The 15,287-nt window shown below is 56.6% G+C and carries 13 protein-coding genes and 4 pseudogenes; 13 read left to right on the top strand and 4 right to left on the bottom strand.

Features of this window, described 5'->3' with window-relative positions; genetic code table 11:
- Window positions 1-17 precede the first annotated feature (17 nt).
- The 9 genes from Q5Y75_RS23105 to Q5Y75_RS23065 all read left to right on the top strand — a co-directional run bounded on the left by Q5Y75_RS23105 (window position 18) and on the right by Q5Y75_RS23065 (window position 8,816).
- Window positions 18-1,292, top strand: a complete 1,275-nt coding sequence (locus tag Q5Y75_RS23105) for an ABC transporter substrate-binding protein (protein WP_306201979.1) — start codon at window positions 18-20, stop codon at window positions 1,290-1,292.
- Between the two features lie 49 nt (window positions 1,293-1,341).
- A complete protein-coding gene (locus Q5Y75_RS23100; RefSeq protein WP_306201977.1) occupies window positions 1,342-2,061 on the top strand; it encodes an ABC transporter ATP-binding protein in 720 nt (239 codons plus the stop codon).
- Window positions 2,061-2,771, top strand: a complete 711-nt coding sequence (locus tag Q5Y75_RS23095) for an ABC transporter ATP-binding protein (RefSeq protein WP_306201975.1) — start codon at window positions 2,061-2,063, stop codon at window positions 2,769-2,771. The genes Q5Y75_RS23100 and Q5Y75_RS23095 overlap by 1 nt, the downstream gene beginning before the upstream one ends.
- Complete coding sequence (locus Q5Y75_RS23090) at window positions 2,768-3,631, top strand: branched-chain amino acid ABC transporter permease (RefSeq protein ID WP_306201973.1); 864 nt, start codon at window positions 2,768-2,770, stop codon at window positions 3,629-3,631. The genes Q5Y75_RS23095 and Q5Y75_RS23090 overlap by 4 nt, the downstream gene beginning before the upstream one ends.
- Complete coding sequence (locus Q5Y75_RS23085; protein ID WP_306201971.1) at window positions 3,631-4,698, top strand: branched-chain amino acid ABC transporter permease; 1,068 nt, start codon at window positions 3,631-3,633, stop codon at window positions 4,696-4,698. Before Q5Y75_RS23090 ends, Q5Y75_RS23085 begins: the two co-directional genes overlap by 1 nt.
- A 3-nt stretch (window positions 4,699-4,701) precedes the next feature.
- A complete protein-coding gene (locus tag Q5Y75_RS23080) occupies window positions 4,702-5,283 on the top strand; it encodes a VOC family protein (protein ID WP_306201969.1) in 582 nt (193 codons plus the stop codon).
- 28 nt (window positions 5,284-5,311) lie between these two features.
- Window positions 5,312-7,069, top strand: coding sequence for an FAD-dependent oxidoreductase (locus Q5Y75_RS23075; protein ID WP_306201968.1), 1,758 nt, complete (start codon window positions 5,312-5,314; stop codon window positions 7,067-7,069).
- An 87-nt stretch (window positions 7,070-7,156) separates the two neighbouring features.
- Window positions 7,157-7,993, top strand: coding sequence for an intradiol ring-cleavage dioxygenase (locus Q5Y75_RS23070; protein WP_306201967.1), 837 nt, complete (start codon window positions 7,157-7,159; stop codon window positions 7,991-7,993).
- A 1-nt stretch (window position 7,994) separates the two neighbouring features.
- Window positions 7,995-8,816: a 3-oxoadipate:acetyl-CoA acetyltransferase gene (locus Q5Y75_RS23065; RefSeq protein WP_306201966.1), complete on the top strand. Its 822-nt coding sequence runs from the start codon at window positions 7,995-7,997 to the stop codon at window positions 8,814-8,816.
- Window positions 8,817-9,091: 275 nt separating this feature from the next.
- Here the strand turns inward: Q5Y75_RS23065 and Q5Y75_RS23060 are convergent.
- The 4 genes and pseudogenes from Q5Y75_RS23060 to Q5Y75_RS23045 all read right to left on the bottom strand — a co-directional run bounded on the left by Q5Y75_RS23060 (window position 9,092) and on the right by Q5Y75_RS23045 (window position 11,900).
- Window positions 9,092-10,580, bottom strand: a pseudogene (locus tag Q5Y75_RS23060) (aldehyde dehydrogenase (NADP(+))).
- Window positions 10,581-10,590: 10 nt separating this feature from the next.
- A pseudogene (locus Q5Y75_RS23055) lies at window positions 10,591-10,824 on the bottom strand (fumarylacetoacetate hydrolase family protein); the annotation flags it as partial.
- Between the two features lie 45 nt (window positions 10,825-10,869).
- Window positions 10,870-11,100: pseudogene (locus tag Q5Y75_RS23050) on the bottom strand (IS110 family transposase); the annotation flags it as partial.
- Between the two features lie 356 nt (window positions 11,101-11,456).
- The gene (locus Q5Y75_RS23045) at window positions 11,457-11,900 is read right to left on the bottom strand and encodes a YybH family protein (protein ID WP_306201965.1); all 444 of its coding nucleotides are present in this window, start codon (window positions 11,898-11,900) and stop codon (window positions 11,457-11,459) included.
- A gap of 248 nt (window positions 11,901-12,148) precedes the next feature.
- Here Q5Y75_RS23045 and Q5Y75_RS23040 point away from each other — a divergent pair, with 248 nt between their 5' ends.
- The 4 genes and pseudogenes from Q5Y75_RS23040 to Q5Y75_RS23025 all read left to right on the top strand — a co-directional run.
- Window positions 12,149-12,328: a hypothetical protein gene (locus Q5Y75_RS23040; RefSeq protein WP_306201964.1), complete on the top strand. Its 180-nt coding sequence runs from the start codon at window positions 12,149-12,151 to the stop codon at window positions 12,326-12,328.
- A gap of 228 nt (window positions 12,329-12,556) precedes the next feature.
- Entirely contained in the window at window positions 12,557-12,973 is a 417-nt protein-coding gene (locus tag Q5Y75_RS23035; RefSeq protein WP_306201963.1) for a nuclear transport factor 2 family protein, read from the top strand.
- Window positions 12,957-14,318: an MmgE/PrpD family protein gene (locus tag Q5Y75_RS23030; RefSeq protein ID WP_306201962.1), complete on the top strand. Its 1,362-nt coding sequence runs from the start codon at window positions 12,957-12,959 to the stop codon at window positions 14,316-14,318. Before Q5Y75_RS23035 ends, Q5Y75_RS23030 begins: the two co-directional genes overlap by 17 nt.
- A 197-nt stretch (window positions 14,319-14,515) precedes the next feature.
- Window positions 14,516-15,193: pseudogene (locus Q5Y75_RS23025) on the top strand (IS6 family transposase); the annotation flags it as partial.
- Between the last annotated feature and the right edge of the window lie 94 nt (window positions 15,194-15,287).

Genomic DNA, 15,287 nt, shown 5'->3' with positions numbered 1-15,287 from the left:
TGTCAAGGGAGGGACACATGATCACACGACGCAAATTGCTGCAATCCAGCGCTGCAACCGGCCTAGGGCTGGCCGCCGGCACGCTCGCTGCGCCCGTTATCGCTCAGGGTGCCAAGATCAAGCTGGGCTATGTCAGCCCGCAATCAGGTCCACTGGCTGCCTTCTCTGAGGCAGACAAATTTATTCTCGACAATTTCGCCGCGTCCGAGGCCGGTGCGAAGTTCGAAGTCATTGTCAAAGACAGCCAGTCGAATCCGAACCGCGCCGCGGATGTCGCGGGCGAGTTGATCGTGGATGATGAGATTGACCTGATGTTGGTCGCTTCGACACCCGAAACGACCAACCCGGTTGCCTCGACCTGTGAGGCTGAGGAAGTGCCGTGTATTTCCACTGTTGCCCCGTGGCAGCCGTGGTTCATCGGCCAGCAGGGCAACCCCGGCGATCCAGCCAGTTGGGAGCAGTTCTACTACGCCTATCACTTTTTCTGGGGGCTTGAGGATGTGATCTCGGTCTTCACGGCGATGTGGGGCCAGTTGGCGACCAACAAGCAGGTTGGTGCTCTGTTCCCGAATGACGGCGATGGCAATGCATGGGGCGATCCGAATGTAGGTTTCCCGCCAGTATTGTCAGAACTGGGCTATTCATTGACAGATCCCGGACGGTACCAGAACCTGACCGACGATTTTTCGGCCCAAATCAACGCATTTCGCCAAGCGAATGTTGAAATTGTAACCGGCGTCCCGATCCCGCCTGACTTCACCACCTTCTGGAGCCAGGCCAAGCAGCAAGGCTTCACCCCAAAGGCAGCAAGTATCGGTAAAGCCATCCTGTTCCCGCAGGCCGTCGAAGCTTTGGGTAACGCAGGCAATAACCTGAGTTCCGAGGTGTGGTGGTCGCCCACACATCCGTTTTCATCGTCTTTGACCGGCGCAAGCTCGGCTGAGTTGGCGCAAGGGTACACCGCGGCCACCAGTCGCCAGTGGACCCAACCCATAGGCTTTGTGCACGCGCTGTTTGAAATGGCGGCAAATGTCATGGGCCGTGTTGATGACGCGGGTGATGGCGATGCCGTAGCCGAGGCCATCGCAGCCACGCAGCTGGACTCGATCGTTGGCCGGATCGCCTTTGATGGTGCGGGTCTGCCACCTTTCGCCACGCAGAACGTTGCGAAAACACCCTTGGTCGGGGGGCAATGGCGGCTGCTCGACAATGGCAGCTATGACCTCGTGATCGTCGACAACTCTTCAGCGCCCGAAATTCCGACTGCGGGTGTGATGGAAGAAATCTCCTGATCGCAATGAAACCAGCGCCCCGGACCCTGTCCGGGGCAGGAACACCGGTATGACCATACTTTCGCTCAAAAACGTCTCGAAAAGCTTCGGTGCTCTCACCGTCACTGAGGATGTCAGTTTTGATGTCGTGCAGGGACAGGCCCTTGGGATCATTGGCCCGAACGGGGCGGGCAAGTCGACGCTGTTCAATTTGATTACTGGCAATCTGACCTCTGATGCGGGATCGATCCATTTCGATGGAGCAGACGTGACGCGCGTGCCGCCCATGCAGCGCTGCTTGTCGGGTATTGGGCGCTCGTTCCAGATCCCTCAGCCTTTTGATCATCTGACTGTGTTCGAAAACCTGCTGGTGGCCGCAACGCACGGGCAGAGCAAATCCGAACATGAGGTCGAGGAGGACTGCGCCCGCATTCTTGAGCAAACGGAGTTGTTGGATGTGGCCAATAACACGGCCGGTGGATTGCGGCTGTTGCAACGCAAACGGCTGGAGTTGGCCCGCGCGATGGCAACCAATCCCAAGCTGTTGCTTTTGGACGAGATTGCCGGGGGTCTGACCGCCGCGGAATGTACAGCGCTGATCAACACGATCAAAGGACTGCACAGCAGCGGCGTTACGATCATCTGGATTGAACACGTCCTGCATGCGCTCACCTCGGTCGTCGAACGGCTGCTAGTTCTCGATTTCGGTAAGGTCATCGGTCTCGGTGATCCGGACGAGATAATGAACAGCCGGGAAGTCAAAGAAATCTATCTGGGGATCGAAGTCTGATGAGCCTGTTAGAGACCCATTCATTGACCGCCCACTACGGAGACTTCCAAGCTCTGTTTGGTATGGATATCCATCTGGACGAAGGTGAAACCGTTGCCATCATCGGCGCAAACGGAGCCGGGAAGTCGACTCTCATGCGTTCGATCTCGGGCGTTCTGACCAACGGGCCCGACCAGGTGCGCTTTGATGGGCAACCCATCGGAGGCCTTGCCGCGGACGAGATTATGGCGCGCGGAGTGGCCATGGTGCCCGAAGGACGTCGGCTGTTTCCGTCGCTCAGTGTCGAAGAAAACTTGCTGATCGGCACCTATGGCCGAAAGGTGCAGGGGCATTGGTCTTTGCAAACAATCTACGACCTGTTCCCGATCCTGAAAGAGCGTCGAAACCATCCGGGCGCAGCCCTGTCTGGCGGGCAACAGCAGATGGTTGCAATCGGTCGCGCTCTGATGAGCAATCCCCGTGTTCTGCTCTGTGACGAGATCAGCCTCGGTCTCGCGCCGGTGATCATCAAAGACATCTACGATGCCGTCCCCCGCATTCAGGAAGCCGGAGCCAGCCTGATCGTGGTGGAGCAGGACATTAGTCAAGCCATGAAAGTCGCAGACCGCGTCTACTGCATGATGGAGGGCCGCGTCACGCTGGAAGGCACCGCAGACACGCTCAGCCGCGAGGCCATTCACGACGCCTATTTCGGAGGGGCCGCAGCATGATCTGGATCGACACCATCATTCAGGGCGTTCTGTTGGGCGGCCTCTATGCGCTGTTCGCGGCAGGACTTAGCCTTGTGTTCGGGATCATGCGTTTGGTCAATCTGGCCCATGGCGATCTGATCGTATTTGCCGCCTATCTGATCCTTCTGCTGGTCTCGTTGCTTGGGCTCTCTCCGTTTCTGGCAGCAATCATTGCGGCACCGATCATGTTTTGCGTCGGCTGGGCCTTGCAGAGGCATGTGCTGAACCGAGTCCTAGGGCCTGATATCCTGCCGCCTTTGTTGGTAACCTTCGGTCTGTCGGTCGTCTTGCAGAACGCTCTGCTCGAAGTTTTCTCGGCCGATAGTCAACGCTTGCCCGCGGGTGAGATCGCTACGGCTTCAGTGCAGATGGGAGGACTGAATCTCGGTGTTCTGCCGCTGCTGACATTTGCCTCGGCGATCCTTGTGATCGTCGGTCTGAACCAGCTTTTCTACCGCACTGAATTGGGCCGGGCGTTCCGCGCGACCTCGGATGATGCGGTGACGGCCGGCTTGATGGGCATCCGCCCCGATCGCATTTTTGCCACCGCGACCGCCATTGCGATGTTGGTGGTAACACTGGCTGCGATTTATCTCGGAATGCGGGCGAACTTTGACCCAAATATTGGTCCGGCGCGCCTGATCTATGCCTTCGAGGCTGTGATCATTGGCGGCCTGGGCAGTCTGTGGGGCACGTTGGTCGGAGGCATCATCATCGGTGTCGCACAGACCGTCGGCGCAGCAATCAACCCCGAATGGCAAATCCTGGCAGGTCATCTGGCCTTTCTCCTCGTGCTTCTGATCAAACCCAGAGGCCTGTTTCCAAGGGCGGTGGACTGATGACAGATACTGCAATGTACCGCGTCCAAACGCAGACCCGTGCGTCCTACAGTGCCGGAGCCGTCTGCATCGCCCTGATCATTCTGTTCATTCTGCTGCCGACATTTGCCAGCCGAGGGTTGATCCAAGACCTGTTCTTCATCTTCACCATGCTTGTATTGGCGCAGTTCTGGAACCTGCTAGCGGGATATGGTGGCCTTGTCTCAGTCGGACAGCAAGCCTTCGTGGGCATGGGGGCATACGCCATGTTTGGCGGCGTAATCCTGTGGGGCATGGACCCGGTCCCTGCGATCCTGCTCGGCGGCGTTGCGGCCCTGATTGTCGCTATTCCCACCGCCTTCTTCGCCTTCCGGCTGCAAGGTGCTTACTTCGCCATTGGCACATGGGTCATCGCCGAGGTCATGCGCCTGCTGGTGGCGCAATGGAAAGTGCTCGGCGGCGGTACCGGAACCTCTCTGCCGCGCACGGCAACGCGCCAAATGTGGGTGACCGAGTGGATCCAGGCCACGTTTGACGTCCGCGGAGCTGCAGCGCGCGATATCCTGACCTACTGGCTGGCCTTGGCGCTGGTGATCGCAACGATTGCGGGCATCTACTGGCTTCTCAGAACAAAACGCGGGCTGGCGCTTGCTGCGGTGCGCGACAATGTCGAGGCGGCAAAATCCGTCGGCGTCGATGCGGTGCGGATGAAATGGCTGGTCTATCTGGTCGCCGCCGCAGGAACCGGGCTGACAGGCGCGCTGATCTACCTGCAGAAATTGCGGATTTCACCAGATGCAGCGTTTTCGGTCACCGACTGGACCGCGTATGTGATCTTCATCGTCGTGATCGGAGGTATCGGCACAATCGAAGGCCCGATCTTGGGCGTGCTGATCTTCTTTATTCTACAAAGCCTGCTGGCCGACTACGGCTCCTGGTACCTCATGGTGCTTGGGCTGATCGGGATCGCCATCATGCTCTTCGCCCCGCGCGGCATCTGGGGGCTGATCACCGAAAAAACCGGGCTTCAAATATTCCCCGTGCGCCGTCGTTTGGTGATTGGCGCGCAGTCGAACAAGGAGGATTGATCTATGAAGACAATCGCGTTGACGGTCGCGACCGCAGCACTTGGAACTGACGCATTTGCTGACAGTTCCCTGCCGGGAATGACGGGCACAGACCACGTGGGATTCACAGTCCCGAGCGTTGATGAGGCTGTCACCTTCTCTCAGGACGTCATCGGTTGCAATGTGTTCTACCCGTTGGGACCGTTCTCGGGCGGTGACAGCACTTGGATGGCGGATCATCTGAACGTGGACGCCAAGGCCGAGATCCCGACGATGCAGCTGGTACGCTGTGGCTACGGCGCCAATTTCGAAATCTTCGAATACACCGCGCCGGATCAGGATACGAAGCTGCCGCGCAATTCGGATATCGGCGGGCATCACATCGCGTTCTACACCACCGATATGGACGGTGCCGTCAGCTATTTGCAGGACAAGGGAATTGAGGTCCTAGGCAACCCGACAACCATGACCGACGGACCAAGTGCTGGCGAGACTTGGGTCTATTTCCTCGCCCCCTGGGGCATGCAGCTTGAACTGGTCAGCTACCCGGACGGCAAAGCCTATGAGGCCGAATATGACGAACGCCTTTGGGATCCGCGGCCCTGAGAAATTAAAAGAACAAGGGAGAGAGCTTATGGCCACCATCACAACGGATGTCCTGATCATCGGAACCGGCCCGGCGGGGTCTGCAACGGCGGCTTTGCTGTCGAGCTATGGCGTCGAGAATATGGTCATCAACCGCTATCGCTGGCTGGCCAATACGCCACGCGCGCATATTACCAATCAGCGCACGATGGAAGTGCTGCGCGACCTTGGTCACGAGGTCGAAGCCGAGGCCTACATGCACGCCGCCCATCAGGATCTGATGGGTGAGAACGTGTTTTGCGAGAGCCTGGCCGGTGAGGAAATAGGACGCATGAAAAGCTGGGGCAACCATCCTCTGTCCAAGGCCGAACACCTGCTGTCCAGTCCGACCATGATGAACGACCTGCCGCAGACATTCATGGAGCCGATCCTGTTCGGCACAGCCTGCCGCCGAGGAACCCAAGCCCGCATGAGTACCGAATACCTGCGCCATGAACAGGACGCAGACGGCGTGACGACGACCTGCCTGGATCGATTGTCGGGTGAAGAAATCACCATCCGGTCGAAATACCTGGTCGGTGCAGATGGGGGCAATTCCCTGGTCGCCGAACATGCCGGTCTGCCGTTTGAAGGTCAGATGGGTGTCGGCGGGTCGATGAACATCCTGTTCCGGGCCGATCTCAGCAAATACGTCGCGCATCGCCCATCGGTTCTCTACTGGGTGATGCAACCCGGCGCAAACGTGGGTGGCATCGGCATGGGTCTGGTCCGCATGGTCCGCCCGTGGAACGAATGGCTGATCGTCTGGGGTTATGACATCAACCAACCCGCGCCAGAGGTGGACGCGGCGATGGCCACACAGGTTGCGCGCCAGCTTGTTGGCGACCCCGAGCTTGAGATCGAACTGATCAGCGCCAACACCTGGACCGTCAACAATATGTACGCGACCCATATGCAAAAGGATCGCGTGTTCATCATGGGCGACGCCGCGCATCGCCATCCGCCGTCCAACGGGTTGGGATCGAACACGTCGATCCAGGACAGCTTCAACCTCGCGTGGAAGCTGGCGGCCGTATTGAAAGGCCATGCAGGAAAACGCTTGTTGGACAGCTACAGCGAAGAACGCGCGCCGGTGGCAAAGCAGATCGTCACGCGGGCCAACCAGTCGATTGGTGAATTCGGACCGATCTTCGAGGCGCTTGGCATGGCCGAAGGGGTCGACCCGCAGGTCATGCAAAGCAACCTTGAAGCAAGAACCGGATCAACGCCGGAAGCTGCAGCGCAAAGACAGGCCATCCGCGAGGCCATCGCCTTTAAGAAATATGAATTCGACGCCCACGGTGTCGAAATGAACCAGCGGTACGACTCTGGGGCAATCGAAACAGATGGCCAACCAAATCCCGGATTTGATCAGGATGCCGAGTTGCATTACCAGCCGACCACCTGGCCTGGCGCGCGCATTCCCCATGTCTGGGTGTTCGATCACGACACGGGCAGCAAGCATTCAACACTGGATCTTTGCGGTCGTGGCGAGTTCACCGTGCTGACCGGCATAGGTGGAGAAGCGTGGGTCACGGCGGCCGAGGCCGTATCCCGGGAACTGGGTATGCTCATTCGCTGCCACGTCATTGGCCCGCGCCAGACCTATGTCGATCACGCAGGAGACTGGGCACGGGCGTCGGAAATTTCGGATACCGGCTGTTTACTGGTCCGCCCCGATCAACACGTCGCATGGCGCGCAGCTGACATGGCCGCAGATGCCGAAGCCGAGTTGCGTCGTGCTCTGACCACAGTGCTTTCACGATGAGCAGAAACGGATCAGGTTTTTTCAGGTTAGGAGATCACAATGGACGCGCATGAGATGGGATACTTCACCGAGGAAAACTCGGCCGAGGTGGTTGCGGCCCGCAACAAAAACGCGGAAAGCGAACGGCTTAAAGAGGTGATGGAGGTGATCACCCGCAAGCTTCATGAAGCGGTTAAGGAAATCGAGCCGACGCAGCAGGAATGGTTCGAAGCCATCATGTTCCTGACCAAGATTGGTCACATGTGCGACGACTGGCGGCAAGAATTCATACTTTTGTCCGATGTTTTGGGCGTGTCGATGTTGGTGGATGCTGTAAATTCCCGTCGTCCCTCTGGGGCTTCGGAGAACACTGTGTTGGGCCCATTTCACGTCGGCGATGCCCCTGAATATGCAATGGGGCACAACATATGCCTTGATCAAAAGGGCGAAGATATGGTGGTGCGGGGGCGCGTGACAGACGTTGATGGCAACGCGCTGGAAGGCGTCAAAATCGACGTCTGGCAGGCAAACGACGAAGGGTTCTATGACGTTCAGCAAAAGGGCATCCAACCCGATTTCAATTTGCGCGGTGTCTTTAGAACGGGACCAGACGGGAGATACTGGTTCCGCGCCGTCCGGCCCAAACATTATTCCATTCCTGACGATGGCCCCGTCGGAGATCTGTTGAACCGGTTGGGGCGCCACCCGTTTCGTCCAGCCCATTTGCATTACATTGTGTCAAAGGATGGGTATGATGTACTGACAACCCACATTTTTGACCCCGAGGACAAATATCTCCATTCGGATTCCGTTTTTGGTGTCAAAGAAGGTCTGATTGCCGAGTTCAACTGCATCGATGACCCGGCAAGCTCGGAGCAAGTTGGATTCGACGGTCCGTATTGGGATGTCGAGTTCGATTTCGTCTTAGCACCCAAAGAGGTGTGAAATGGGCGAGCCCTGCATCATTTGCGTCGCGATAACCGGGTCTTTGCCGACCAAGGCCGATAACCCGGCTGTGCCAATAGCTGTCGAAGAACAAATCGAAAGCACCCACGAAGCGTTCGAGGCGGGGGCATCCATCTGCCACGCGCACGTGCGTAATGATGATGAGACGCCGTCCAGCGATCCGAAAAAGTTCGCAAGGTTGAAAGAGGGGCTTGAGAAACACTGCCCTGGCATGATCATCCAGTTTTCGACAGGAGGGCGGTCCGGTGCCGGCAAGACGCGCGGCGGCATGTTGCCGTTGCGGCCGGATATGGCTTCGTTGTCGGTAGGGTCGAACAACTTTCCTGCGCGCGTTTACGAAAATCCACCCGATCTTGTCGACTGGCTCGCGGCTGAGATGGCCACATATGGCGTCAAACCAGAGATCGAAGCCTTCGATCTTAGTCACATCCTGAAGGCGGCCGAGATGCACAAGAAAGGTCAAATCAAAGACACGCCTTATGTGCAATTTGTCATGGGTGTGAAAAACGCGATGCCTGCGGATCGGGACGTATTCGATTTCTACGTGAAGACTGTTGACCGACTGTTTCCGGGTGCGCCCTGGTGCGCCGCAGGCATTGGTGCGCAGCAGGTGGTTCTTAACCACTGGGCAATTTCGTCAGGTGGCCATGCGCGAACGGGTTTGGAAGACAATGTGCGACTGGATCGAAATACGCTGGCACCATCAAACGCGGCGCTTGTAACGCAGACTGCAGAGATCTGTGACCAATACAATCGCCCAGTTGCAACAGCGGCCCAGGCACGAAGTATTCTGAGCCTCTAGGCCAGGTTGCGCACCTCAGAGAACCCAAAAACTCGGTCAAAAAGTCAGGCTGAAGGCTCGATTTTTCTATTGGGCAAGGTTTGCTCAAGTTCTGGCTCAATTGGGATGTGCACGGCGGCCAGTTGGTCCGTCTGGCGCATAGAACTGTCGCAACCGACAGGGGCTATTTCGCCTGCCTAACCGAGAGAGCAGAGAAAAGCGTCTCGGCTGCAACACTTTGGGAATGGGTAATCTCGCTCACAAGATTGAGCTGACCGCCTGTGACGTGCGGGACATCAGGTGGCAATGTTGATCTCTTCAGGCACGTTCTGGTAGCAAACGGGCCGCAGGAAGCGGCGGATAGAGAGCGTACCGACACTAGTCGCCCCAAAATTTGTCGATGCCGTCTAGGGACCGCCATGCACCATGCTGTCGGCGACTTCTACTCCGGTCGGGAACCCATTGAACAAAACACGTCCGGCTTTGCGTTCCAGTATTGGTACCAGCTTGGCCGCATGCTCGGTGTCCTCAATGTCCATGTGCACGGTTGCGGTCAACTGACCCTCCAATGCACGTGCGATAGATGCGAACGCACCGACATCTTCGGCAACAACCACGACGCCCAATGGTCCAAAGACCTCATGCGCCAAAACCGGGTCGGCTTCGAATGCGATAGCCGAATCCCTATAAAGAAATGCGCTCGCATCGCGGTTCTCGGCCGTTCCAGAGACCAAGGTTGTCACTTCGGAAACAGAGGCAACACGATCACGACCCTCACAGAACGCCTGCGCAATTCCATCTGTCAGCATGGTTTGAGGGGTGGTGTCCTGCAATGCAGCGGTCGCCTCATGGATAAAGGCCTCCGCGTCCGGGCCATCCGAAACAAGGGCGATTCCGGGATACGTGCGGAACTGCCCTGCCCCCATGGTCAGGGACGCTGCCCACCCCCGCGCAATCTCGGTACCGCGCGACTTTAGGGCTTCTGGCATCAGGAACATCGGGTTGACCGACCCCAACTCACCAAAAAACGGGATGGGTTCGTCCCGCGCCGCGCATAGATCGAACAACGCTCGGCCACCGCGCAAGGAGCCTGTAAAACCAACCGCTTTGATGAACGCGTTCTGAACGAGCGCGCCGCCGACAGCAACGCCGCCATCCTGCACAAAGCTGAACACCCCCGGGCGCAGACCAAGGCCCTGCCTGGCGGCGTCGATAGCTTCGGCCACGATCTCACCCGAGCCCGGATGCGCCGGATGGCCTTTGACGACTACAGGACATCCGGCTGCCAGAGCTGCTGCGGTGTCACCGCCTGCGGTCGAAAAGGCCAATGGAAAATTCGATGCGCCGAAGACGGCCACCGGACGTTGTACCATCTTAAGATCAGGTCTTGGCAATGGCTGGCGATCCGGCAGGGCTGCGTCGTGGCGGTAGGCCAGGTACGCGCCATCGCGGATATGTTGGGCGAACAGGCGCAGCTGCCCCGTGGTGCGGCCACGCTCACCTTCCAGTCTCCCGGCTGGCAAGCCTGTTTCAGAGCAGCCAATTTCAGTGATCTCTGCACCGTGCTTTTCGATCTCATCCGTTATGCGTTCAAGGAACACAGCGCGCTCCTCGCGCGTAGAATACCCGTATGACCAAAAGGCATCCTCTGCCGACGCGCAGGCTCTCTCGACAAGCGCAGGCGTACCCGCGGAATAGTTTTTTGGGATCACCGGTCGCGGGCGAGGATTGAAAGCTGCCTTCACCTGCCATCCATTCGCCAGCAATAAGGCTGTTTCCGTTCATGTCAGTTTCCCTAGATCAGATTGCGCGCGGCAAGGTTTTTCATCAGTGCGCTTGTACCGAAGACCCAAGGCGGGCATTCGGTTGAGAGGCGCACGGTATTGGTCAGCGTACCCAGCGCAGGGTTCGATATTTCGACGAGATCACCTATCTTGTGAGTGAAGCCCTCACCGGGCATATCGCGGTCCTGCGTGGGCGCAAAGAGCGTGCCCAGCATCAGGAAAAAACCATCAGGGTATTGGTGATGTGCGGCGGCGTCATTCCTGCCGCGCTTCACATATGGTTTGACCTATCCGACCGGCATGAGCTTCACGTTGTGGCCTAATTTGCGCAGCTGGCGACCCCAGTGATGGGACGAGCCGCAGGCCTCCATTCCGACGGCACAGGGCGGAAGCGTCTCAAAGAAGGCCAGCAGCTTCACGCGCTTGATGGCCTTGTTGAAGATAACGCGACCGTTCTCCGAAATGCCGTGAACTTGAAAAACATCCTTGGCCAGATCGAGGCCGACGGTCTTTACTGTCATTGGGTGGCTCCTTTCCTAGCAATCGATGATAACTGCATTTTGGCACATTCGATGCCGCTGGAGCAGGAGCCACCCACCTCATCCGCTTCGGGCCGGCCGCATCGAAGACAACAGGTAGCTTCTGTGATCGCTCTAAGGTCAGCAGAGAGGCCAAGGCACCCACGTACCTATCATGCGGTAATACGCAATTGGGTACGGTCGATCCACGGGTTGCCGAGAACTAAAGAGCACTGGAGTGCTTTCCCCGCTCTTTCTTTCTCGCTTGCTTGATTCACTACAGTCGTATCTGCGTATGGCACGAGATGCACTCGTCGAAGTCACGCATGAAGATGTCAGATCTCATAAGAACTTCGGTCTCACTTGCCGTCGTTCCAGATGTCATGTGAGGCCCGCCAAACACCATCACTCTCCTTTTTGTATATTAGCAGCTCTTTGCCGCTGATGTCGGCAGTGCCACCGCCTTCAGTAGGAACAGTGACTGTCCAGTACCCGGTTACAATTCCGGTGTCGCCGATAACGTCGATCGAGATCGTATCGAGTTTGAGGCCAGTAACACCTGCATCGAAGGCCCCCTGCCAGAAAGTAGCGATAGCATCCCGCCCCTCAACGGGCGCGCTGTCAGGTGGCAATAAAACGGCGTTCTCTGTAAAGGACTGCTCTGCAACTGCGGCGCCGTCTCCGGCGCTGAAGAGTTCCATCCATTGAGCGCGGGCCGCTTCGATCTCGGCCTCGGTGGCAAAGACGGCGCTGGAAGTCAGAAGTATCAGGGAAAAAGCTGATGAGAGGTACTTAATTCGCATGTGATATTCCTTTTGAAAAACAGTGCTCACCGAGCACACGTATCAAAATACAGCAGGCGACGCTGACCACCTAGCCATTATTGTTGACCCGACCCACCAGATGCCCGGAGCGAACATCGTATGTGCCTCTTCTCTATGATACACTCCCTGTCGCCGGTCCCCGGGCAGGTCCGGCGACAGGGTGGGATACAGCAAGCGATTCCCGATCAGAACAGGAATTGATCGAAGGCGGATAGGTCCTGTTCGAATTGAAACGCATCCTGCGCCTCAGCGAAGGCTTGACTGGCATCAGCATCGATGATCGAGCCATCTGCAATATGCTGCTGGATATGGCGCATCGCGACGCCGGTGGAGCAGAAGCCACCCACTCCATCCGGATTGCGCCGGACGCGGATAGCCTTAGATTGAAGGTACTGCGCGCGCTGTGAGCAACTGTCTGGCTACGAGCCTCTCGCGATGTATCATGTACAGCCCTGCACTGATGATGGCAGTACCAAGCAGGCTAGCGGAGCATTTCAAGCAGGCTGAATTCAACGCGGTGTTCTTATAGACGGTATGCTGGTTCACTTGCAGAGTAAGCTTTAGTGACCAATGGTAGGCGACATGACCTAGGAGCTGCCAATACACCCAGCCAATGCTGCAAAAGGGGAGTAGAGATGGTTTTTACACAAGAACAATTCAAGCAGTACGAAAGTGAGTTCAACAACGCGACTGACAAGAGTGCGTTCTTTGACAAATACTACGATCCCGACGCGACCTTTATTCACCCTTACAAAGGGACATTTAAGGGCAAGGAGCAGCTGGTTGGGTTCTGGAATTCGGGCAAATACTCAGGCCATGACGGGATTCATGAGATCCTGCACCTGAAGAACTTCATATCGGTAGAGAACAAGCTTGCCGTTGAACTGGATATTGAGTGGCGATGCCTGAAAGACACCAACTATCTTGGCGCCCGCAAAGCAGGTGACGTGTTTTGGGGCTATTGCGCAGCATTCTATGACCTCAGGGACGGCAAGATCGTAAAGGTTTCCATTTATCTCAACCTGGCCAATTCCGATGACCAAACTGTTTGAAGTCGGCCTCTCCGAGTTTGCCCTGGATATCTGTCGTACCGAGTTGGATGCCAGCACCGCACATCTTCTGAAGCGCAACATCCTTGATTCCTATGCGGGCATTTGCGGGTCCATGTACGATACCGAGATGCTTGCCAAATTCGATAGGATGGTCGATATCGCGCCGTCCGAATGCGATGTACCCGTCTGGGGAACCGGGAAGGCCGGGACCCATGCGGACGCGATCTTTCTGAACAGCATTCTTGGACGTCGAAGCGACCTTCTCAACACGTATTTCTCGCCGAACAAAATGGGCGTCGCGCATCCTTCCGACAACGTTTCGCTTATCTTGACGCTGGCGGATTGGCTGGGAAAGTCTGGTCAGGATGTACTGCGCCTCACGCATCTTGCTTACCAACTGGCAGGCATGTTCTCTAACTACTACTTTCCGGAATCCATCGAATATGACCATGACGCTGCTGCGATCTTCTATACCACCATCATAATTGGCTGCGCGCTTGATCTCAACGTCGATGAATTGACAAACGCCCAGCGGATCGCAGGCGGCATGGGGCTCGACACCAATCAATCCGCTCGCGATCGGGTGACAGACTGGAAACACTGCACTTACGCATCTTGTGCGCTGCGGGGTCTATTTGCTGTCAAGATGGCAAAGGCCGGGATCGAAGGGCCGTACGAGATTTACCAAGGTACGGCGGGTGTAAATCGGTTTTTCCCCCACTCCGAGAAAATGTTCGAGGTCAAACCGGATCTTGAATCCGTTGTCTTCAAACGCTGGCCTGCGCTGGTATTCTGTCAGACCCCGATTGATGTTGCTCTTGATCTCGTAGCCAGGATCGGAGACCCAAAGTCGATCCAACGGATAGACGTGAGCACCTACGATATGTGCGTCAGCATAGCAGCTGGCGAAACGGCATGGGCACCCGATAGCCGCGCCGGTCGGACCCACTCTCTACCGTATTGCGTGGCTGGTGTCTTCGCTAAGGGATCAATCGCCTACAAGGATTTTGATGAGCCCTGCGCAGATGACCCAGTACTGAATGACCTCATGACTAAGGTTCATGTATCCGAAGATCCGTTTATGACCGCAGCCTTTCCTGCAAAATCGGCATGCAAGATCATGGTCACGCGCAAAGATGGAACGAGCGAAACAACCTCCCGAGACTATCCGCGCGGCGATCCCGCCGATCCAATGAGCGATACCGAAATCGAAGAGAAGCTCCACACCTATTTCTTCTTCGCAAACAAAGATGAGGCATCAACCGTCATCAAACAGATTTCGGGTTTGGAACAGCTGGTAAACGCGAATGAGCTTGTTTCACCGCTCAAGCGACGTCGTATCTGACAAGATAAACAGGTACGTCCATTAGCAGATAATCGAGTCCTCGATGGGCAGTGACCGGAATGTTGACGATTTCCGAGCATGAAACATCGTCATACAGCTCGGAGTTTGGCACTGTCGCAAACTTTGGTCGGTAGGTTGCACCTTCGCCGGGTTTGATCCAACTGGTGTTTGGTCTGCAACGCTATTTGGGATGTCCGGTGATCGACTTCAAAGGTGCGCATTACCCAAAGTCGGTGATCCTGTTCGCGATCTATTTCTACGTCCGCTACGGCATCCCGTACCGTGACCTAGAAGAGATCATGGCGGAACGTGGGGTGATGGTTGATCACGCGACGCTGAACCGCTGGGTCGTGAAGTACTCACCCTTGGCCGCCCGCGCGGCTCAGAAACGGAAGTCCAGCACCGCTGAATCCTGGCGTATGGATGAGACCTACATCAAAGTTCGCGGTGAATGGGTGTACCTCTATCGTGCCGTGGATCGTGATGGTCAAACCCTTGATTTCATGCTTTCTGAGAAGCGAGACACCAATTCTGCTAAGAAATTCTTCGCCAATGCATTGTGCAACAATGGTATCCCGAAACGGATCACAATTGACAAAAGCAGGAGCAACGCGGCCGGGATCAAAGAGGGCAACAAGATCTTCAAGAGGCTGCAGATACCACTAAAGATCGACGCCGTAAGATCAAAATACTTGAACAACATTATTGAGCAGGATCACCGGTTCATCAAACGGCTTACGAGGCCGATGCTCGGTTTCAAAAGCTTCGTCTCAGCAGCAGCGACACTTGCAGGAATCGAGACCGCCAACATGATCCGCAAGGGCCGGCTTGGGCCATCGACAAGCGGATTCCGTCAATTTGCAGAGCTCGCTGGAAAACGACGGCCTGCCAATGCGATAGCTCTGACCGACGCCAGAGTTCGCGACACAGCCGCCTTAGTTCCTTCAATTTGTTTACACCCACTCCGCA

Origin of the sequence: Ruegeria discodermiae (assembly GCF_030758345.1) — a bacterium.
Lineage (GTDB): Bacteria > Pseudomonadota > Alphaproteobacteria > Rhodobacterales > Rhodobacteraceae > Ruegeria_C.
The sequence above is the reverse complement of the archived record's forward strand: the minus strand, read 5'-3'. Positions and strand labels throughout refer to the sequence as shown.